We start from the raw sequence: 19,006 nt of genomic DNA, 5'->3' as shown, positions 1-19,006 counted from the left end.
CTTCCCGGCATGTTGGAGACCTCGGCACGACTGCTCCGCCTGCTCTCTCTCCTGCAGGCACACCGCGAGTGGACGGGCGCGGATCTCGCCGACCGGCTCGGCGTGACTCCGCGCACCGTCCGCCGCGACATCGACCGCCTGCGCGAACTGGGTTACCCCGTCCACTCGGCCCCCGGCACCGCCGGGGGCTATCAACTGGGCGCGGGCGCCGAACTGCCACCGCTGCTCCTCGACGACGAGGAGGCGGTGGCAGTCGCCGTGGGGCTGCGCACCGCCGCGGCCGGCGGCGTCGAAGGCATCGAGGAGACCTCCGTACGGGCCCTGGCCAAGCTGGAACAGGTACTGCCCCACCGGCTGCGCCGCCGCGTCGGCGCCCTCAACGCCTTCACCGTCCCGATGCTCGGCCGCCCGGGCCCCCGCGTCGACGCCGCCGTCCTGACCGAGCTGGCCAACGCCTGCCGGGACAGCGAACGGCTGCGCTTCAGCTACGCGAGCCACGACGGCACGGCCACCCGCCGCACCGTCGAGCCGCACCGCCTGGTGTCCGCGCAGCGCCGCTGGTACCTCGTCGCCTGGGACGTGGACCGTGCGGACTGGCGGACGTTCCGCGCCGACCGCATCACCCCCACCCCGCCGCACGGCCCGCGCTTCACCCCGCGCCCCGCCCCGGCCGACGACCTCGCCGAGTACGTCTCACGGGGCGTGTCCACGCACGCCTACGCGGAACAGGCCACCATCCTGCTGTACGCCTCCGCCGAGGAGGCCGCCCAGCGGATCACCCCGTCCGACGGCGTCCTCGAACCGCTCGACGGGCGCCGCTGCCTGCTGCACACCGGCGCGCACCGGCTGGACGTCCTGGTGATCCACGTCGTCCTGATGGGCTTCGACTTCGAGGTGCGCGAGCCGCCGGAGCTGACGGACCGGATACGGGAGGTCAGGGACCGGCTGACCCGGGCGCTGAACCCGGCTCCGGGTCCTCCGGGGACCGCCCCGGCCCGTCCTGCGCCCCCTGTTTCTCCTGCGTTCCCGCCGCCTCCGGAGCGTCCGGCGGGGTGAGCCGCGCGATCTGCGGATGGTGCAGGTCGAAGGCGGGCGACTCGGAGCGGATGCGCGGAATGGTCAGGAAGTTGTGGCGCGGCGGGGGACAGGAGGTCGCCCACTCCAGGGAGCGGCCGAAGCCCCACGGATCGTCCGACTCGACCCTCGTGCCGTACTTCGCCGTCTTCCAGACGTTGTAGAGGAACGGCAGTGTGGACAGGCCGAGCAGGAAGGCCCCGACGGTCGAGAGGGTGTTCAGCGCGGTGAAGCCGTCGGCCGCCAGATAGTCGGCGATCCGGCGCGGCATCCCTTCCACCCCCAGCCAGTGCTGGACGAGGAAGGTGGTGTGGAAGCCGGTGAAGAGCGTCCAGAAGTGCAGTCTGCCCAGGCGCTCGTCGAGCATCTTCCCGGTGAACTTCGGCCACCAGAAGTAGAAGCCGGCGAACATCGCGAAGACGACCGTGCCGAAGACGACGTAGTGGAAGTGGGCGACGACGAAGTACGTGTCGGTGACGTGGAAGTCCAGTGGCGGCGACGCCAGGATCACGCCGGTCAGACCGCCGAACAGGAAGCTCACCAGGAACCCGACGGCCCACAGCATCGGTGTCTCGAAGGACAGCGAGCCGTGCCACATCGTGCCGATCCAGTTGAAGAACTTCACGCCCGTCGGCACCGCGATCAGGAACGACATGAACGAGAAGAACGGCAGCAGTACCGCGCCGGTCGCGAACATGTGGTGCGCCCACACCACCACCGACAGCCCGGTGATCGCCATCGTCGCGCCGATCAGCATCACGTAACCGAAGATCGGCTTGCGCGAGAAGACCGGGATGACCTCGGTGATGATGCCGAAGAACGGCAGCGCGATGATGTAGACCTCGGGGTGCCCGAAGAACCAGAACAGGTGCTGCCACAGCAGCGATCCGCCCCACTCCGCCTCGAAGACCACCGAGCCGAAGCGCCGGTCCGCCTCCAGCGCCAGCAGCGAGGCCGCCAGCACCGGGAAGGCGATCAGCACGAGGATCGAGGTGAACAGGACGTTCCAGGTGAAGACCGGCATCCGGAACATCGTCATGCCCGGTGCGCGCATCCCGATGATGGTGGTGAGGAAGTTGACCGAGCCGAGGATGGTGCCGAAGCCGGAGAGCGCCAGCCCCATGATCCACATATCGGCGCCGAGACCGGGGGAGCGGACCATCGAGCTGAGCGGGGCATAGGCGGTCCAGCCGAAGTTCGCGCTGCCCGACGCCAGCATGCTGCCCACCACGATCAGGCCGCCGAAGAGGAACAGCCAGTACGAGAGCATGTTCAGCCGCGGGAAGGCCACGTCCGGCGAGCCGATCTGGAGCGGCATGATCTCGTTGGCGAAGCCCGCGAAGGCCGGGGTGGCGAACAGCAGCAGCATGATCGTGCCATGCATCGTGAACGCCTGGTTGAACTCCTCGTTCGTCAGGATCTGGGTACCGGGGCGGGCCAGTTCGGCACGCATCAGCAGCGCCAGCACCCCGCCGAGCAGGAAGAAGCCGAACGCGGTGATCAGATAGAGATGGCCGATCTTCTTGTGGTCGGTGGTGGTCAGCCAGTCCACCACCACCGCGCCGGGCCGCCGCGCCCGCACCGGCCCCGGGCCCGCCTCCACGGTGTCCGTACCCATCTGCGCCACCTCGTTCGCCAGGAATCACCGGAGCGGCCGGAAGCCGGCGCGCCCGGAAGTCGGTAAGAGACGTGCTCGGGCACAGGCCATGATGGCCGTACGGGCCCGGTCGCGCGAGAGGGTGTGCGCAGCCCGGCCGGATCATTGCGGCGGGCAGCGGCGGGCAGCGGCGGGCAGCGGCGGCGTGGCGCGGTGTTCACTCCCGGGGCAGCAGCGGGCCCAGCGGGCCCAGGTCCAGGTTCAGTTCGTCCTTCCCGATGCCGTACCGCTCGCACAGCTCGCCCATCCGCCGCTCCAGCAGCATCAGCGTCAGGCCGATCCGCTCCTCCTGGTCCTCGGACAGATCGCCCTGGTCGACGCGGCGCAGCGCCTGCCGTTCCATGAGCTGGTGCAGCAGTTCCACCACCGTCAGCACGAGCCGCACCAGGTCGCGCTCCACGGTGTCCTCGTCCAGTTCCACACGCCGGCTCACGGCGCCACCTCCTCCTCGGCTTCCTCGGACCTCATGAATCCAACTCCTCGAACGGCGAGGGAACGTTGGCGTTGACCGAGCTGATCAGGGCCCGCAGATCGATCCGTACGAGATCCACGTCGGCGATGCGCAGGGTCAGGTCGCCCGCGATCACCGCGCCGCCGCCCAGCAGCCGGTCCAGCAGGTCGACCAGCGCGATCTGCCGTTCGGCCAGCGGATTGTCCGGCTGCGGACCGGCCACCGGGGACGTCATACGGCACCGGACCCGGCGTCCCCGCCCGCCTCCGGGGGCTGCGGCGGCTGCGCGAAGGAGTACGGCGCCCACGGCCCGGTCAGCTCGATCCGCACACCCGGGCTGCGGTCCGCCAGCTCGCCGACCAGCCCCGCGAAGGTGCCGGCCTGCTCGCGGGGGATCAGATAGGCGCCGTTGAGCACATTGCGCCCGCTGACCCCGGACAGCCGGGCGTCCTGCGGGCGGTGCAGCCGGCTGCGCTCGGCGAACTTGTCCAGCGCCTCATGGGCGGCGTGGGCCAGCTCGTCGGCGCGCCGCTGGCCCTGCTCCTGGGCCTGCCGGTGGGCGAGCCGCCGGCGCAGGAAGTCACGGCCGGAACCGTCCGCGGGCGTCTCGCGGGCGGAACCGCCGGCCGGCACGGCCGGCACGGCGGGCTTGGCGGTCCCGGCGTCCTCGACGTACGCCTTGACGCCCCACTCCATCCGGCCGTCCAGACTCACCAGCGCGCTCAGGAACTCCTCCGCGCGCTGCGTGAGCACCTGCCGGACCCCGCGCTCGTCGCGGTGGACCGTCACCAGGCGCAGCGGCAGCACACAGAACTCCGCGGCCGCGGTGTCCACCACGCTGCGGTGCGCCCGGGCGGTCCGCTCCAGCCACGCCATGTCCTCCAGGTGGGCGCGGAGTGCCTCCTCCTCGAAGTCGATGGCGGGCACCCGGGAGACCAGGGCGGCGAGCGCGCCCTCCGTGACGGTCTCCACGGGTGCGTCCGCCACGCCGAGCAGGCCGTCCGGCGGTCGGCAGCCGGCCCGGGCGACGGCGTAGGTGTACATCAGCTCGGCGCCGTGCGTACTCAAGTGATCTCCTCTCGCGGCTCCTGCTCCCCTTCCAGGGCGGCGATCCGCTCGCGCAGCCGCTCGTTCTCCCGGGCGAGTTCGCGGCGCCGGGCACCGGACGACAGCGACGGATCGTCACGCCACCAGTCGATGCCCATCTCCTCCGCCCGCTCGACCGAGGCCACGATCAGCCGCAGCTTGATCGTGAGCAGCTCGATGTCGAGCAGGTTGATACGGATGTCACCGGCGATGACCACGCCTTTGTCCAGGACGCGTTCGAGGATGTCGGCGAGGTTGGCGCCGCCGTTGGAGGAGGCGTAGGGGGACGGGACCTGGGAACTCATCGGGCCGGCTCCGGCTCGGGCTCGTAATCGGCGTCCTCCTCGTCCGCCGGCTCCTCCTCGTACTCGTCCGCGGCGTCCTCTTCGTCGGTGTCCTCGTCGTCGTACGCGTCCTCGGGCTCGTCCTCGTCGTCCTCGTCTGCGGCCCCGGCCTCGGTGCCGTCCGCGTCCTCGGTGTCCGCCTCGTCGTCCTCGTACGCGTCCTCGTCACCGGAGTCGTGGGAGCCACCCGGATCACCCGAGTCGTCGGACTCCTCCTCGTACGCGTCCTCGGACGGCTTGCCCGCGACCTCGGTGTCCTGCCCCTCGTGCTCCCGTTCCTCGCGCTCGACGGCCTCGTCGTGGCCGACGACGACCTCGCCGTCCCGGATCTCACCGCGCCACTCGCCGGTCGCCTCGCCCCGCATCATCACGAAGCGGCGGAAGTTCTTGAGGTCGAGCCGTGCGCGGCGGCCCTGTGCCCGCCAGATGTTGCCGGTCTTCTCGAACAGGCCCTTCGGGTAGTACTCGATGACCAGCAGTACCCGGGTCAGGTTGGCGGCCAGCTCGTGGAAGGTGACGACGCCCTTGAGCGTGCCCTTGGCCCCCTCGGAGGTCCAGGTGATGCGCTCGTCGGGGAGCTGTTCGGTGGTGTGCGCCTTCCAGCTGCGGGTCGACCAGAAGATCTTGGCGCGCCAGTTGGAGTCGGTGTCGTCCGCGGCCTCGACCCCCTGCACCCCCTTGGCGAAGGTGCTGAACTCCTGGAACTGCGTCCACTGGTTGTACGCCTCGCGCACCGGTACGCCGACGTCGACGTCCTCGCTGATCGTGACGAACTTGCCCTTGCCGCCACCGCCCTTGCGCCCGCCGGTGAGCTTCTTGAAGGCGCCCTTGACGGAGTTCTTGGCGGTGTCCTTGACCGCGCCCTTCAGCGTGTCCTTGATCACCGGCCCGACCAGGCTGTCACTGCGGCCCTCGGCCACGTCCGTGAGCCGGGTGGTGGCCTCGCCGAGCCGCTTCCCGGTGGCCACCAGCAGGCGCTGGGCCTGCGCGGCGGCGAACGAGACGGCCTCCTCCTTGAGGCGGTCGACGGCCGGGTTGCCGGCCACGGTGTCCTTGACGGCGGCCATCGGGCCGCCGGACTTCGTGTCAGCCACGGTCCTCACCCCCGCTCCGGCGGGTGCCGGCGCGCGCCGTCTTCTTCGCGGCCGAAGCGGTCTTCTTCGGCGCGGCGGCGGCCTGCTTGGCGGGCCGCTTGCGCTGCTCCGGCGCGGCCTTGGCGCCGGAGCCGGACCCGGCACCGGACTTGGCGGGGGTCTTCGAGGACCGCGCGCTCTGCTTCTTGGCGGCGCCGCGTGTCCCGCTTCCGGCCTTCCGCGACCCGCTGCCGCGGCTTCTCGCCGAGGTCTCCTCCTCGCCGTCGTCGGACGCTTCCTCCTCGTCCCGTCCGCCGCCGGCCGCGCCGCGTACGGTGTCGGCGGCCTTGCCGCCGATCTCCCCCGCGTCCAGCTGGTCGCGCACGTTCAGGGTCCGCTCGTGCAGGCTGTCCGCCAGGGAGTCCAGGCGCTTGGTGACCAGTGCGCCGGTCGCCGCCTTGCCCACACCCTTGAGGTCGCCGCGCAGCTGTTCGCGCAACTCCTTGAGCTGCGGGTTGGCGGCTATCTGGTCGTTGACCAGAGAGACCAGTTGCTGCGGGCTCAGATTCAGGCGCTTGCCCAGGACCATGCTGCCGATACCGATGGCGAGCTTGGCCTTCTTGGTGCGGCCGAGCAGATAGCCTCCGGCGACGGCCAGCACCAGTGCCGGCCGGTTCTTCATGTCGGGGATCTCCTCCACGTCAGGTCGCGCCCGTTCGCCGTTCGGGCGTTCGGCGCGATGCTCTTCGGGGATCTCGTACTGTCCGGGTCGGTGATGTCCTTGTGGCGCGGGGCGCGGTGCCCCGCGGGGGCCGGGGCGGTTACGCCCCGGCCTGCCGACGCCGCAGTTCCTCCAGCCGGTCCAGCAGCGCGTCCTCGCGCCGGTCGAACTCGGCCTCGTCGATCTGCCCGTTGTCCAGCTGCTCCGCCAGTTCGCGCAGTTCGCGCTGGACCACGGCCGGGTCGTAGTACTGCCGCTCGGCCTCCGTGAGGACCTGCCGCAGCACCCAGCCGGTCCCGCGTATGGGAGCGGCCGGGAGCAGCAGCAGTTCCTTGATCAGGCCCACCGGTTCACTCCGCGGCGGCGGACTCTAGCGGGCGGACGAAGCTGTACGGCGGGAGCGGCCCGTTGACCAGCAGTTCCAGGTGCGGGTGGTCGGTGGCGAGCCGGTCGGCGGCGTCCAGGAACGCGGCCGCGTCCTCGCGCCGCATCAGGAAGGACAGGTTGACCAGCCAGCCGGAGCCCTCGGGCCCGGGGCAGGACTGCTCCGCCTTCGGCACGAGCGCCGCTTCCACGGTGTGCGCGTCGGCGACCTCGCGGGCCCGTACGGCGTTGGCCACCAGCTCGCCGAGGCGCAGCTTCTCCTGGTACGCGCCGCCGCCGGAGGCCTGGTTGGCCTCGTTGAGGGCGCGGATCTCCGGCTCCTCCGTCAGGACCCGCCGCAGTACGTCGTCCTCGCGGTGGGCGGCCTTGACGTTGTACTCGATCCGTCCGTTGAGGTCGTCCAGCTGCCGCTTGTAGTGCTCGGCGTGTTCGGTCAGGACGTCCTGGACCGCTTCGTCGTCGTCGGAGAGCGAGCCGAAGCGCAGCGGCAGTACCGCTCCGTCCGCCCCGGCCTCGGTCAGTACGTGCTGGTGGGCGAGCAGGTCACGGCGCTTGGGCCGCAGCTTGTCGGGGCAGTCGCTGACGATGGCGGCCAGGTCGCCCTGGCGGACGATGCGGACCGGGCGCGGCGGGTCGCCGATGCCCAGGATCTCCTGGTCGGGCTTCGGGTGGTCGGCGCGGGCGATGCCGTAGACGTACGTGCTCACTCGCTCTCCTCCTTCTTACGGGAGGTGGTGCGCCGCGGCCTGCGCTGCGGTTCGCCTTCGCTCTCGGCCTTGTCCCGTCCCGAGCCGATGGCCTCGGCGAAGGTCTCGGCCGCGCCCGAGAGCGCGCCCTTGGACTTGCCCTTGGCGCCGGACTCGGTGACCTGGCCGACGACGTCGGGCAGGCCGGGGCTCTTGTTGGCGCCGGTCTCCAGGTCGAGGCGGTTGCAGGCCTCGGCGAAGCGCAGGTAGGTGTCGACGCTGGCCACCACCACACGGACATCGATCTTGAGAATCTCGATACCGACCAGTGAGACGCGGACGAACGCGTCGATCACCAGGCCGCGGTCGAGGATCAGCTCCAGTACGTCGTAGAGGCCACTGGTGCCGCCCCCGCCCCCGGACTGCTGTTGTGCCGGGACAACGGTCATGACTGTGGTCTTCCTCTCGCACGCTCGTAGCGGCTGACGCGCCGGTAGCCCGTGAGCATTCCGTCCGGGTCGAGCGAGACCTCGTACAACGCCATGAGGCTCATCGTCTCGGGGACCCGGGCGAGCTCCAGCACCTCGGTCTCCAGGACCCAGCCGTCCTCGGTCTTCTCGAACCGGGACACGGTCTCGGGGGTCAGTCCGGTCAGCTCGGCGAGCTGTTCCCGGGCCGACCGCAGGAGTTCGGGTGTGCTGGGGCGGGCGGACGCCGCTCGTCGGTTGTTGCTCTTGTCCGGTGTGTTCGCTGTGTTGTCTCCCATGGGCTCCTCGGCATCAGCGAGTACCGCACGGCGGGGGACTCAAACCCGTCTACCGGCACCGATGCTCGCGAAATATGCGCGGACGGCGTGCCGTCGACCAATTCCCGGAGAGGCCGGACACCGTAAAATGGAAGGAATGAAAGGCTGCTGACGGGGAATTGATTCGGGCCGCGCCCAGGGCGTCCCGTGAAGGCCGCCCACCGTTGATCAAGGCTGAAATCAGGCCGTTCCCGATTCCCACCCGGTTGGTGCAGTGCCCGGCTCGCACGGGTGACGGAAACGGCGGCAAACACACGCCGTCATGCTGTGACAGAAGTGTGACCAAGGGGGGACCGGGCAGGTACGCGGCTGTGGCACCCCGGCCCTTCCAACCGCCGTGCGCGGCGCCTACGGTGGCTGCCATGGCACCCGTACCGAAGTCCCCTTTCGAACCCGATGACGACCCCGAGAGCTATGTCGGGCTGACGCAGGAGACCGCCGAGGAGCGCGCCCGCGAACGCGGCTGGACCACGGTCCGTTCCCTGGCGCCGGGCACGTTCATCACCATGGAGTATCTGGGGGGCCGCCTGAACTTCGAGGTCAAGGACGGCGCGGTGACCCGCAGCTGGAAGGGCTGAGCCGCCCGCGAAGGCACCCGGACGAGGCGACGGCCCCGGCGCTCCGGGAGGAGCGGCCGGGGCCGTCGGCCGCGCGGGGGAGAGGCTGTGCGTACCGTCCCCGCGGGTCCGGTGGCGGTCAGCTGCCGCCGGTGCGTCCGCGGGCCGGTGCCGGGGCCAGCGGCGCGGTGCGCGGTGCGCGGTCGGCGTGCGGCGGGCGCCGGCTGCCGGTCGGGGTGACCGGGGTGCGCTCCGAGCGGGCCGTGTGCGGCCGCGGCGGGTGGTGCGGTCGGCTGTCCGCGGTACGGGTGGCGGTGCCGGTGCGCGCGGCGCCCAGCGCGTCCCGGACCAGCACCTCTTCCTCGGGTGCCGGCCGCGGCGCGGACAGGCCGGAGCGGGCGTGTGCCGGGGCGAGCGGTGCGGGGCCGGGCAGCCAGCGGGTGCGCAGCCGCAGCCACAGGGCGGTCAGCCGGGCCTCGGCCCATTCCACGCCGGGCTCGAACCAGGGCAGCGCGAGCAGCACCAGCAGTCCGGCGGCCCAGCCGAGCAGCACATCGCTGACCCAGTGGGTACCGAGGTAGACGGTGGTCATGCCCACGCCCAGGGCGCCGAGCGCGGCGATCACCGAGAGTGCGCGGCGGCGCAGCGGCGTGGTCGCCAGGTAGGCCAGGACACCCCAGGTGACGACGGCGTTCGCGGTGTGGCCCGAAGGAAATATATCGCCGCCGAGCCACATCTCGTTGGCGCCGATGGTCGTCGCGTAGTGGGGGCCGAGACGGCCCATGCCCAGCTTGGCGGCGCCCGCGGTGATGTTGAGCAGCAGCAGCGAGGTGCCCAGCACCAGCAGTGGGTGGAGGTTCTTGGTCCGCCAGCAGCGCCAGCCCAGCCAGGCCGCCACGGCGACCGCGGTGGGGCCGCGCTGGCCCAGGACCACGAAGTAGTCGAGAAAGGCGTGGATCTCCGGCCACTGCTTGTAGGGCCGGAAGAGCATGGCCTGCCAGTCGAAGGTGACCAGCCATGAGGTGGCGAGCACGCCCACCACGATCGCCACGTACACCGCGAGCGTGCCCCCGAACAGCCACCAGCGGGTCCGGGTCATGCGTGACGGTGGGCGGTCGGGCGGGTGCTCCTCCATCTGGTCGAGCTTGTCATCGGTACGCACTCAATCGACGTTACCGCGTGTGATGTCGGCGCTTGGTCAAACTGTGAGCTTTGTAATGACGATGTGATGTGCAATCCGTCTCAATCACTACTTTGGCCAGGGGTTTTCGGAGGGAATTCACCAGCCGTCGGATTGTGTCCGCGAGGGGTGTCGGCGTCCGTCCCGGGAGGGCCCTTTCCAATTCTCCGGGGGGAGTTTATCGCCGATTCGCGCGGGTGTCGCGGTCCGTTTCCCCGCGGCGGCGGCCCACGGAAGGGAATATTCCGTTCACGGCGGGCCGGAACCATTCAGCCAGAACGCCCCGTACACCGCCGACCCTGCGCTGACCAGGGCCGTCACCGTCCAGGCCCACGCCGGACGCCACCGCGCCAGCCCCGCGGCGAGCGGCAGCAGCAGCGGATAGGCCGGCATCATCAGCCGCGGCTTGGACCCGAAGTACCCCTTGGCCGTCAGGGCGAGCAGCAGGACGACACCGCCGTAGACGAGCAGCGGCAGCGGCTGTCCCCGGCGCGCGCCCAGCACGTACAGCCACACCACCAGCGCGACGCCGGCCAGCAGCCCGAGGCCCGCCGGAAAACCGAGGTCCCACAGGAACGAGGCGAAGGCCGCACCGCCGTCGAAACCGTTGCCCCAGCCGCCCTGGACCTCCAGATACGCGGTGAGAGAGCCCTCCCGGGCACCGACCCAGAGGAAATACCCGCACCAGCCCAGGGGGGCCAGCAGCACGCCCAGCAGCATCCGCCGGTGCCGGCTCCCGCGCGGGCCGCCGCCCGCCGGGCGGTCCCGCCACAGCGTCACCGCCGCGGTGATCCACACGGCCGCGACCACCGCGGCCCCCACCGGCCGGGTCAGTCCCGCCAGCGAGGCCAGCACCCCGGCGGACACCCACCGCCCGGTCAGTACGCAGTACGCCCCCCACGCCGCGAGCGCGGTGAACAGTGACTCCGAGTACGCCATCGACTGCACGATCCCCACCGGCAGCGCCGCCCACAGCGCGGCCAGCGCGACCCCGGCCCGCGGCCCGTGCAGCCGCTCGCCGGTCAGGTACAGCGCCCAGGCGGCGGCGAGCGACGCGAGCCAGGACACCACCAGCCCGGCGTCGGCGGCGGACAGCTGCGTCACCGCGGACAGGCCGCGCTCCAGCCACGGCAGCAGCGGGAAGAACGCCAGGTTGGAGTGCACGTCCCCGTTGGCGAGCTGGACGCTGTAGCCGTACCCCTGCTCCGCGACGCGGGTGTACCAGAGGGAGTCCCAGCGGGCGGTGAGCAGGGTGTGCCAGCTCTTGCCGTGGGTGGCGGACCAGGCGGCCAGGACGACGAGCCCCAGCGCCCGGATCGCGGCGTACGCCAGCAGGGCGGGGGCGGCCCGGCGCAGCGCGGAGCGCACCCGGTGTGCCCGGCCGGGGCCGGTGCGCTCCGGAACGCGGAGGGGGGCAAGATCGTTCATCCGGTCGATTATCCCGTGGCCGGAGTCCGCCGTCCGTCAGCGGGTATGGGAACCGCCGGGCCCTGCGATGAGCGTCTCATCGTGGGGTGAGCCACGCGTCATGTCACGCGACTCGCGTAGTCTGACGTCTCAACTCGCCCGTCCGCCGGTTCCGCCGGAGCGTTTCCCGCGCCCCGGCCCGCGGCCGCGAGAGCATGACAGGAGGTACGCGAATGTCCGGGACGACCACGTCCGGCAGCGAGCGGACGGCGGGTGTTCCCCGGCATGGAGGCGGCGGCGCAGGCCGCTGGACCGTTCTGGTCGTGCTCTGCGTCAGCCTGCTGTTCGTCGCGCTGGACACCACCATCCTGTACGTGGCGGTGCCGTCGGTCACCGAGGACCTGCGTCCCGGGCCGGTGGAACTGCTGTGGATCGTGGACATCTATCCACTGATCGCGGCGTCCCTGCTCATCCTCTTCGGCACGCTCGGCGACCGGGTGGGCCGCCGCCGCATCCTGCTCCTGGGGTACGGCCTGTTCGGCGCGGCCTCGGCCGCCGCCGCGCTGGCCCCCAACCCGCAGACCCTGATGATCGCCCGCGCGCTGCTCGGCATCGGCGGCGCGATGATCATGCCCGCGACGCTGTCGATCCTGCGCCAGGTCTTCCCCGACCGGCGCGAGCGGGCGGTCGCCATCGGCGTGTGGAGCGCGGTGGCCGCCGTCGGCGCCGCCGTCGGCCCGGTCCTCGGCGGCTTCCTCGTCGAGAACTTCTGGTGGGGCTCGGTCTTCCTCATCAACATCCCGATGATGGCGGTCATGGCCCTGATAGGGCGCTGGCTGCTGCCGGAGTCCCGGGGCGAGCGCAACGGGCCGTGGGACACCGTCGGCGCCGTCGTCGCGGCGCTCGGTGTGCTCGGCGTCGTCCTCGGCGTCAAGCGCATCGGCAGCGGCGAGGCGCTGCTCGGCCCGACCACACTGGGCTCCCTCCTCGTCGGCGCCCTGCTGCTCATCGTCTTCGTACGGCGCCAGCGCAAGCGCGAGCACCCGCTCATCGACATGCGGCTGTTCGCCCGGCCGGCCTTCGGCACCTCCGTGGGCTGCATCGTGCTGGCGATGCTCGCCCTCGTCGGGCTCCAGCTCATAGCCGTCCAGTACCTCCAGCTCGTCCTCGGACTGAGCCCGCTGGAGACCGGGCTGCGGATGCTGCCGCTGGTCTTCGCCGCGATGGCCGCCGGGCTGACCGGCTCGAAGGTGCTGCAGGCCGTCGGGCCCCGGGTGATGGTCTCGCTGGGCTTCGTGCTCACCGCGGCCGCGGTGCTCTGCCTGACCGCGATGGACGAGACGGACCGGCCCTGGCTGCTCGTCCTGGGCTTCGTGCTGCTCGGCTTCGGCTTCCAGAGCACCCTCTTCGGCGCCTACGAGTCGATGCTCAGCGAGGCCCCCGCCGACCAGGCGGGCGGTGCCGCGGCCATCGGCGAGACCTCGTACCAGCTCGGCGCGGGCATCGGTGTGGCGCTGCTCGGCAGTGTCATGAACGCCGCCTATGCGCCGGGGCTGTCCCACGTGGACGGCGTTCCGGAACGGGCGTCCGCCTCGGCCGCGCACTCGCTGGGCGAGGCGTACAAGGTCGCCTCCTCGCTCGGGGGCAAGGCCCAGGGGGTGCTGCGTGATGTCGCGCAGGGCGCCTTCGTCCACGGACTGCACGTCACGCTCGTCACCAGCGCCGTGCTGCTGCTCGTCGGCGCGGCGATCGCGCTGCGGCTGCCGCGGCGGGCCGCGGACGCGGGGGACCGGACGGACGGCGACGGCGCGCACTGCGGCTCGGAGCCGGCGCGCGCGAACTCCGGCCGGTAGCGGAAACGGGAAGCGGGGACCTGGCGGGAACCGCGGGGATACGGCGCTGACCGGGGGCTTCGCGGACCGGCGGGGCGGCCGGGCAGTGGCTCCGGCCACGGCGGGGGCTCTTGCCGCCGCGCCATGGCCGGTCGTAACGTCGGACCCGGATAACTAACACCGCTAGTTTTTGTGCGCGCGCAGCTACCGGAGGCCCCGCCATGTCCGCACCCCCGTCCCCGCAGCTCCCGCCCTTCGACGCGGCCGACCCGCTGGGCCTCGACGACCTGCTCTCCGACGAGGACCGGGCGGTACGCGCCACCGTCCGCCAATGGGCCGGCGACCGGGTCCTGCCGCACATCGCCGAGTGGTACGAGCGCGGCGAGCTGCCCGGCATCCGCGACCTGGCCCGCGAACTGGGCTCCCTCGGCGCCCTCGGCATGGCGCTGACCGGCTACGGCTGCGCGGGCGCCTCGCACGTCCAGTACGGCCTGGCCTGCCTGGAGCTGGAGGCGGCCGACTCCGGCGTCCGCTCCCTGGTCTCCGTACAGGGCTCGCTCGCCATGTACGCGATCTGGCGCTTCGGCTCCGAGGAGCAGAAGCAGCGCTGGCTGCCGGACATGGCGTCCGGCGAGATCATCGGCTGCTTCGGCCTGACCGAGCCGGACCACGGCTCCGACCCCGGCAACATGCGCACCTACGCCAAGCGGGACGGCGCCGACTGGGTGCTGACCGGCCGCAAGATGTGGATCACCAACGGTTCGGTGGCCGGTGTCGCCGTGGTCTGGGCGCAGACCGACGACGGCATCCGCGGCTTCCTCGTCCCGGCCGGCACCCCCGGCTTCACCGCCCCCGAGATCCGGCACAAGTGGTCGCTGCGCGCCTCGGTCACCAGCGAACTGGTCATGGACGAGGTACGGCTGCCGGCCGACGCGCTGCTCCCCGGCGCCAAGGGGCTGGGCGGCCCGCTGCGCTGTCTGAGCCACGCCCGGTACGGCATCGTGTGGGGCGCGATGGGCGCCGCGCGGGCCAGTTTCGACGCGGCGCTGGAGTACTCCCGTACCCGCGAGCAGTTCGGCAAGCCCATCGGCGGTTTCCAGATCACCCAGGCCAAGCTGGCCGACATGGCCGTGGAACTGCACAAGGGCGTGCTGCTCGCGCACCATCTGGGGCGGCGCTTCGACGCGGGACGGCTGCGGCCGGAGCAGATCAGCTTCGGCAAGCTCAACAACGTACGGGAGGCGATCGAGATCTGCCGTACGGCCCGTACGATCCTCGGCGCGAACGGGATCTCGCTGGAGTACCCCGTCATGCGGCATGCGACGAACCTGGAATCGGTGCTCACCTACGAGGGCACCGTCGAGATGCACCAGCTCGTGCTGGGCAAGGCACTCACCGGCTTCGACGCGTTCCGGTGAGCGGGACCGGCCGTGGCCGGGGGCGCGTCGGCCGCCCCGGCCCCGGCCGGAACGACGCACCGGCCCCCGAGGTCAGCTCTGGTTGAAGAAGCCGCCCTCGGGACGGCGCCGGCCGGGCTCACCGCTGAGGATGCGGTAGTCCGCCGGGGTGAGCAGGAAGACGCGCGTGGCGACCCGCTCGATGGAGCCGCGCAGCCCGAACGTCAGTCCGGCCGCGAAGTCCACCACCCGCTTGGCGTCGGAGGAGTCCATCGCGGTCAGATTGACGATGACGGGAATGCCGTCCCGGAACAGTTCCCCGATGCCGCGGGCGTCCCCGAAGCCCTCCGGGGTGACGGTGGCGATACGGGTGCCCTGGTCCTGGGCGCTCTCGTCGGCGACCTGGACGCGCGGGTCGGTCACCCAGGGGCTGTTCCCGGTGCTGCCGGGCTCGGACCCCTCGGCGTAGTCGTCGTCGTAGTAGCGCTCGTCATCGTTGTCGTCGACGAGGCCCAGCCAGGCGCTTGCCTTGCGTACCGATCCCATTGACGCCTCCTCTCACCCGCGGTCTGTGTGTCCGCACCTCTATCGTCGTCCATGATGCGGATGCTCTGCCAAGTGGATAGCCGCCGCACGGGGGGTTCGTGACACATCTGGTGCAAAGAGGGTGGCATGGCGTCAGAACTGGGAAGAGTCGCGGGAACTGACAGTGTGAAGGCTGTCACATCGGGTGTCGGAACGTCCAGTGGCGGACGGGTACCCGATCGTTCTTAGAACCAAACCGGACGGAATACGAACGGCCCGCGTACGAACGGTGTCCCGTTCCGCCCGTACGGGGGGTCAGGTGAACCCGGCCGGACGCAGGGTGAAGGCGCCGCGTTGACCGGGGCGGGTGCTGCGAGGGGAAGGTGCGCCGACGGGGCGCGGGTGTGTGAAGGCGCGGCGGACGGGAGAAGGTGCCGCGGGAAGGCCCGGCCGGGACGACGGCGGGCGGGGGCAGGGGGTCAGCTCAACAGGAGGACGACCACACACGACCGAAGTCGATGTGGTCGCGGGTGACCAGCCGCTGCCATGAGTCCATGCGGCCAAGTGGAACAGGCATCCGGTTTCCCGTCAACCATGTCGTGACCCGCTGCTCACAGTCCGGACAGCCTTGACAGCAGGGCGTGCCGGGCGCATAGCCTCAAGGATCGGCCGCGCTGAGGGGCGTGGTCCGGTGGCGGCCCACGGGCCCGTGTGAAGGCGCTTCACTCCGCAGTGGAAGCACTGCGTCCACGGAGCCTTCACGCATGTCTGCGACCGACAACACCGACAACGCTGTGTACGCCGCGCCGCCCCCGCCTCCCCGGCACCCCCCGTCCCGCCCCGCCGTCGTCCTCGTCGGCGCGGGCCCGCGCGGCACCGGGCTGATCGAGCGGATCGCCGCCAACGCCCCCGAGCTGTACGGCGCCGCGCCACTGGACCTGCACCTGGTCGACCCGTACCCGCCGGGCGGCGGGCGCGTCTGGCGTCGCGACCAGTCGCCACTGCTGTGGATGAACTCGACGGCCGAGGACATCACCATGTTCACCGACGAGTCCGTCGAGCTGCGGGGACCGGTACGGCCCGGCCCCTCCCTCGCCGAATGGGCCGGCCGGGTGCGCGCCGGAACGGTCCCGGTGTCCGTGGAAGTGGCGGAGGCGGTGCGCGGGTTAGGGCCGCAGGGTTTCGCCGGCCGGCGGGTGCAGGGCGCCTACCTGGAGTGGGTGTACGAACAGGCGGTGGCCGTGCTGCCGCCGGGCATCGCCGTGCACCGGCACCGCCGCCGCGCGGTGCGGGTCACGGGCCCCCGCGACGGCCGCCAGCAGGTGTGGCTGGAGGGCGGCGGCACGCCGCTCACCGCCGACCTCGTCGTCCTCGCCCTCGGCCACCTCGACGCCCAGCCCCCGCCGGAGCAGCGGGCCCTGGCCGCCTTCGCCGCCCGCCACCACCTGACCTATCTTCCGTCCGGCTTCACGGCGGACACCGGCCTGGACGGCCTGGCCCCCGGCGAGCCGGTCCTCGTACGCGGCCTGGGGCTGGCCTTCGTCGACCTGATGGTGCTGCTCACCGAGGGGCGCGGCGGCTCGTACCGGACCGGGCCGGACGGCGTGCCGGTGTACCGGCCGTCGGGGCGGGAACCGGTCCTGTACGTCGGCTCGCGGCGCGGCGTCCCGTACCACTCCAAGATCGGCTACGTAGGGGAGGGCGAACGGCCACCGCTGCCGCGGTTCTTCGGGCCCGCGCAGGTGGACGAGCTGCTCGCCCGGCCCGGCGGCTTCGACTTCCGGCGCGACGCCTGGCCGCTCATCGACAAGGAACTGGGCTTCGCGCACTACCACCGGCTGTTCACCGCGCACCCGGAGCGGGTCCGCGCCGAGTGGTCCGCCTTCGAGGAGAAGTACGCGGCCGCCGATCCGCTCGGCGCGGAACTGCGGGAGCTGATCGCCGCCGCTGTGCCCGACCCCGCGGACCGTCTCGACCTGGACGCCCTGGACCGGCCGCTGGCCGGCGTCCGCTTCCCGGACGCGGACGCCCTCCAGGACGGCCTGCGCGGCCGCATCGCGGCCGACCTCGCCCGGCGGCACGACCCCGCGCACAGCCCTGACCTGGCCGTCTTCCTCGCCCTGCTGTCGGTGTACGGGCAACTCGTACGGCTCGGGGACCACGGCCCGTGGTGGCACGGCTTCTTCAGCCACCTCGCCTCCGGACCGCCGGGACCACGGCTGCGGCAGCTGCTCGCGCTGTCCCGCGCCGGTGTGGTGCGCTTCCTCGGCGCCGGCACCACCGTCACGGCGGACCCGGAGCGCGGCACGTTCTCGGCCACGAGCGACAGCGTGCCGGGCATGCGCGTCGAAGCCCGGGCGCTGGTGGAGGCGCGACTCCCGCAGCCCACCGTGACGGACACGAAGGACGCCCTGCTGCGCGGCCTGCACGACGACGGTGCCGCCTCCACCGGCAGCGGCCTGCTCGCCGTCGGCCCCGACGACGGCCGGGTGCTGGACCGCGCCGGGCGGCCGCACCCGCGCCGCTTCGCGCTCGGCCCGCACACCGACGCCCGCGCCTCCGGCGCCTTCGCCCGGCCCCGTACCAACGCGCCCGCCTTCCGGCAGAACGACGCGACCGCGCGCGCCCTGCTGCGGTTCCTGCGCGAGCACGCCGTACCGGAACCGGCCCGGCGCGCGCCCCGCCCAGCAGCACCGCGGCAGTCCGCCACCCCTTCGTGACCAGCGACGAAAGGCCGTCTCATGTCCTTGCCCCCCTGCTCCCTGCGTCCCCTGCACCTCGCCTTCGCGCTCGACGGGCCGCGCCGCAGAACGCGCCGTGACCCCGAGACGTACGACCCGGAGCACTACGTACGCCTGGCCCGGCTCGCCGAGCGCGGCGCCCTGGACTTCGTCACGCTCGGCGACTCCTTCGGCCGGCCGGGACCGGACGCCCTCGCCGTGCTGGCCCGGGTCGCGCCGCGCACCGGGCGCATCGGCCTGGTGCCGTCCGTCACCACCACCCACACCGAGCCGTTCCACGTCTCGACCGCCGTGAACACCCTGGACTGGGTCAGCCGCGGCCGGGCCGGCTGGACGGTGGAGGTGTCCCGGACCCCCGCCGAGGCCCGGCTCTTCGGCCGCCGGGACGCCGCGCCCGCCGACGCGCTGTGGCGGGAGGCCGGCGAGGCCGCCGACGTGGCCGCCCGGCTGTGGGACAGCTGGGAGGACGACGCGGAGATCCGCGACACCGCCACCGGCCGCTTCGTCGACCGCGACAAACTGCACCACGTCGACTTCCGCGGTACGTCCTTCTCCGTACGCGGGCCCTCCATCACCCCCCGGCCGCCGCAGGGCCGCCCGGTCGTCGCCGTCGACTCGACGGCCCGGCCCGCGCGGGAGGTGGCCGCGGCGCACGCCGACATCGCGTTCGTACGGGTGGAGGACCCCGCCACGGCCGGCGCCGCCCGCGCCGACCTGCGCGCACGCGCCCGCGCCCTGGGCCGCGACCCGGACCGGCTGCTGGTGCTCGCCTCGCTGCCGGTCGAGCTGTACTCCTCCGGCGACGCCGTCGGCCTCGCCGACCTGATCGGCGACTGGCACGCGGACGGCGCGGCCGACGGCTTCCACCTGCGGCCCGCCGACCCCGGACGCGACCTCGCCCGCCTCGTCGACGGCACCGTGCCGGTGCTCCAGCACCGCTGCCTGCTCCGTCACTTCTACCCGGGCGCCACACTGCGCGAGCACCTCGGCCTGCCGCGCCCGGCCAACCGCTACGCCCCGGCCCGGAAGGTCTCCTCGTGACCACGTCCAGCACATCGTCCCGAACCCGGCCCACGGCGCCGGGGC

19 protein-coding genes and 1 pseudogene are annotated in these 19,006 nt (G+C 72.3%); 6 read left to right on the top strand and 14 right to left on the bottom strand.

Annotated elements, in window-relative coordinates:
• Positions 1 to 9: 9 nt before the first annotated feature.
• Positions 10 to 1,056 carry a helix-turn-helix transcriptional regulator gene (locus ACZ53K_RS15205; RefSeq protein WP_468835881.1) on the top strand — a complete coding sequence of 349 codons (1,047 nt, stop codon included), beginning with the start codon at positions 10 to 12 and terminating at the stop codon, positions 1,054 to 1,056.
• On the opposite strand, the pseudogene ctaD reads toward ACZ53K_RS15205, so the two are convergent.
• The 11 genes and pseudogenes from ctaD to ACZ53K_RS15150 form a co-directional block, all read right to left on the bottom strand.
• Positions 1,031 to 2,692 (bottom strand): annotated as a pseudogene (gene ctaD / locus ACZ53K_RS15200) (aa3-type cytochrome oxidase subunit I); the annotation flags it as partial. The gene ACZ53K_RS15205 and the pseudogene ctaD sit on opposite strands and share 26 nt — an antisense overlap.
• 196 nt (positions 2,693 to 2,888) lie before the next feature.
• The gene (locus tag ACZ53K_RS15195) at positions 2,889 to 3,164 is read right to left on the bottom strand and encodes a gas vesicle protein K (protein ID WP_031008978.1); all 276 of its coding nucleotides are present in this window, start codon (positions 3,162 to 3,164) and stop codon (positions 2,889 to 2,891) included.
• 31 nt (positions 3,165 to 3,195) lie between these two features.
• A complete protein-coding gene (locus ACZ53K_RS15190; RefSeq protein ID WP_468835877.1) occupies positions 3,196 to 3,417 on the bottom strand; it encodes a gas vesicle protein in 222 nt (73 codons plus the stop codon).
• Entirely contained in the window at positions 3,414 to 4,250 is an 837-nt protein-coding gene (locus ACZ53K_RS15185) for a GvpL/GvpF family gas vesicle protein (RefSeq protein ID WP_468835874.1), read from the bottom strand. The genes ACZ53K_RS15190 and ACZ53K_RS15185 overlap by 4 nt, the downstream gene beginning before the upstream one ends.
• Positions 4,247 to 4,573, bottom strand: a complete 327-nt coding sequence (locus ACZ53K_RS15180; RefSeq protein ID WP_468835872.1) for a gas vesicle protein — start codon at positions 4,571 to 4,573, stop codon at positions 4,247 to 4,249. Before ACZ53K_RS15180 ends, ACZ53K_RS15185 begins: the two co-directional genes overlap by 4 nt.
• The gene (locus ACZ53K_RS15175; protein ID WP_468835869.1) at positions 4,570 to 5,706 is read right to left on the bottom strand and encodes an SRPBCC family protein; all 1,137 of its coding nucleotides are present in this window, start codon (positions 5,704 to 5,706) and stop codon (positions 4,570 to 4,572) included. Before ACZ53K_RS15175 ends, ACZ53K_RS15180 begins: the two co-directional genes overlap by 4 nt.
• Complete coding sequence (locus tag ACZ53K_RS15170; protein WP_468835867.1) at positions 5,699 to 6,367, bottom strand: DNA primase; 669 nt, start codon at positions 6,365 to 6,367, stop codon at positions 5,699 to 5,701. The genes ACZ53K_RS15175 and ACZ53K_RS15170 overlap by 8 nt, the downstream gene beginning before the upstream one ends.
• 139 nt (positions 6,368 to 6,506) lie before the next feature.
• Positions 6,507 to 6,752 carry a gas vesicle protein GvpG gene (locus ACZ53K_RS15165; RefSeq protein ID WP_468835865.1) on the bottom strand — a complete coding sequence of 82 codons (246 nt, stop codon included), beginning with the start codon at positions 6,750 to 6,752 and terminating at the stop codon, positions 6,507 to 6,509.
• Positions 6,753 to 6,756: 4 nt separating this feature from the next.
• Positions 6,757 to 7,497, bottom strand: coding sequence for a GvpL/GvpF family gas vesicle protein (locus tag ACZ53K_RS15160; RefSeq protein WP_468835863.1), 741 nt, complete (start codon positions 7,495 to 7,497; stop codon positions 6,757 to 6,759).
• Complete coding sequence (locus ACZ53K_RS15155) at positions 7,494 to 7,925, bottom strand: gas vesicle structural protein GvpA (protein WP_030019468.1); 432 nt, start codon at positions 7,923 to 7,925, stop codon at positions 7,494 to 7,496. Before ACZ53K_RS15155 ends, ACZ53K_RS15160 begins: the two co-directional genes overlap by 4 nt.
• Complete coding sequence (locus tag ACZ53K_RS15150) at positions 7,922 to 8,242, bottom strand: gas vesicle protein GvpO (RefSeq protein ID WP_468835859.1); 321 nt, start codon at positions 8,240 to 8,242, stop codon at positions 7,922 to 7,924. The genes ACZ53K_RS15155 and ACZ53K_RS15150 overlap by 4 nt, the downstream gene beginning before the upstream one ends.
• A gap of 401 nt (positions 8,243 to 8,643) precedes the next feature.
• Here ACZ53K_RS15150 and ACZ53K_RS15145 point away from each other — a divergent pair, with 401 nt between their 5' ends.
• Positions 8,644 to 8,859 carry an I78 family peptidase inhibitor gene (locus tag ACZ53K_RS15145; protein ID WP_468835856.1) on the top strand — a complete coding sequence of 72 codons (216 nt, stop codon included), beginning with the start codon at positions 8,644 to 8,646 and terminating at the stop codon, positions 8,857 to 8,859.
• 118 nt (positions 8,860 to 8,977) lie between these two features.
• Here the strand turns inward: ACZ53K_RS15145 and ACZ53K_RS15140 are convergent, their stop codons facing one another.
• A complete protein-coding gene (locus tag ACZ53K_RS15140; RefSeq protein ID WP_468835853.1) occupies positions 8,978 to 10,000 on the bottom strand; it encodes a phosphatase PAP2 family protein in 1,023 nt (340 codons plus the stop codon).
• Between the two features lie 267 nt (positions 10,001 to 10,267).
• Positions 10,268 to 11,446 carry a hypothetical protein gene (locus ACZ53K_RS15135; protein WP_468835851.1) on the bottom strand — a complete coding sequence of 393 codons (1,179 nt, stop codon included), beginning with the start codon at positions 11,444 to 11,446 and terminating at the stop codon, positions 10,268 to 10,270.
• A gap of 212 nt (positions 11,447 to 11,658) precedes the next feature.
• Between ACZ53K_RS15135 and ACZ53K_RS15130 the strand changes: the two genes are divergently transcribed.
• Positions 11,659 to 13,278, top strand: coding sequence for an MFS transporter (locus ACZ53K_RS15130; protein ID WP_468835849.1), 1,620 nt, complete (start codon positions 11,659 to 11,661; stop codon positions 13,276 to 13,278).
• Positions 13,279 to 13,478: 200 nt separating this feature from the next.
• The gene (locus ACZ53K_RS15125) at positions 13,479 to 14,675 is read left to right on the top strand and encodes an acyl-CoA dehydrogenase family protein (protein ID WP_468835847.1); all 1,197 of its coding nucleotides are present in this window, start codon (positions 13,479 to 13,481) and stop codon (positions 14,673 to 14,675) included.
• A gap of 72 nt (positions 14,676 to 14,747) precedes the next feature.
• Here the strand turns inward: ACZ53K_RS15125 and ACZ53K_RS15120 are convergent, their stop codons facing one another.
• Entirely contained in the window at positions 14,748 to 15,200 is a 453-nt protein-coding gene (locus tag ACZ53K_RS15120; protein WP_030019475.1) for a cell division protein SepF, read from the bottom strand.
• A 743-nt stretch (positions 15,201 to 15,943) separates the two neighbouring features.
• Here ACZ53K_RS15120 and ACZ53K_RS15115 point away from each other — a divergent pair.
• The gene (locus ACZ53K_RS15115) at positions 15,944 to 17,899 is read left to right on the top strand and encodes an FAD/NAD(P)-binding protein (protein WP_468835845.1); all 1,956 of its coding nucleotides are present in this window, start codon (positions 15,944 to 15,946) and stop codon (positions 17,897 to 17,899) included.
• 21 nt (positions 17,900 to 17,920) lie between these two features.
• Positions 17,921 to 18,961 carry an LLM class flavin-dependent oxidoreductase gene (locus tag ACZ53K_RS15110; protein WP_468835843.1) on the top strand — a complete coding sequence of 347 codons (1,041 nt, stop codon included), beginning with the start codon at positions 17,921 to 17,923 and terminating at the stop codon, positions 18,959 to 18,961.
• Positions 18,962 to 19,006 lie beyond the last annotated feature (45 nt).

It is taken from the genome of Streptomyces sp. NPDC033221, assembly GCF_055577005.1.
This window is presented reverse-complemented; position numbering and strand designations above follow the sequence as displayed.

Excerpts from the sequence above, each read along its gene's own strand:
- ACZ53K_RS15115 (WP_468835845.1), top strand. The coding sequence starts at position 15,944 with ATGTCTGCGACCGACAACACCGACAACGCTGTGTACGCCGCGCCGCCC.
- ACZ53K_RS15125 (WP_468835847.1), top strand. The coding sequence starts at position 13,479 with ATGTCCGCACCCCCGTCCCCGCAGCTCCCGCCCTTCGACGCGGCCGAC.
- ACZ53K_RS15205 (WP_468835881.1), top strand. The coding sequence starts at position 10 with ATGTTGGAGACCTCGGCACGACTGCTCCGCCTGCTCTCTCTCCTGCAG.
- ACZ53K_RS15170 (WP_468835867.1), bottom strand. The coding sequence starts at position 6,367 with ATGAAGAACCGGCCGGCACTGGTGCTGGCCGTCGCCGGAGGCTATCTG.
- ACZ53K_RS15145 (WP_468835856.1), top strand. The coding sequence starts at position 8,644 with ATGGCACCCGTACCGAAGTCCCCTTTCGAACCCGATGACGACCCCGAG.
- ACZ53K_RS15180 (WP_468835872.1), bottom strand. The coding sequence starts at position 4,573 with ATGAGTTCCCAGGTCCCGTCCCCCTACGCCTCCTCCAACGGCGGCGCC.
- ACZ53K_RS15120 (WP_030019475.1), bottom strand. The coding sequence starts at position 15,200 with ATGGGATCGGTACGCAAGGCAAGCGCCTGGCTGGGCCTCGTCGACGAC.
- ACZ53K_RS15190 (WP_468835877.1), bottom strand. The coding sequence starts at position 3,417 with ATGACGTCCCCGGTGGCCGGTCCGCAGCCGGACAATCCGCTGGCCGAA.
- ACZ53K_RS15130 (WP_468835849.1), top strand. The coding sequence starts at position 11,659 with ATGTCCGGGACGACCACGTCCGGCAGCGAGCGGACGGCGGGTGTTCCC.
- ACZ53K_RS15155 (WP_030019468.1), bottom strand. The coding sequence starts at position 7,925 with ATGACCGTTGTCCCGGCACAACAGCAGTCCGGGGGCGGGGGCGGCACC.
- ACZ53K_RS15110 (WP_468835843.1), top strand. The coding sequence starts at position 17,921 with ATGTCCTTGCCCCCCTGCTCCCTGCGTCCCCTGCACCTCGCCTTCGCG.
- ACZ53K_RS15135 (WP_468835851.1), bottom strand. The coding sequence starts at position 11,446 with ATGAACGATCTTGCCCCCCTCCGCGTTCCGGAGCGCACCGGCCCCGGC.
- ACZ53K_RS15150 (WP_468835859.1), bottom strand. The coding sequence starts at position 8,242 with ATGGGAGACAACACAGCGAACACACCGGACAAGAGCAACAACCGACGA.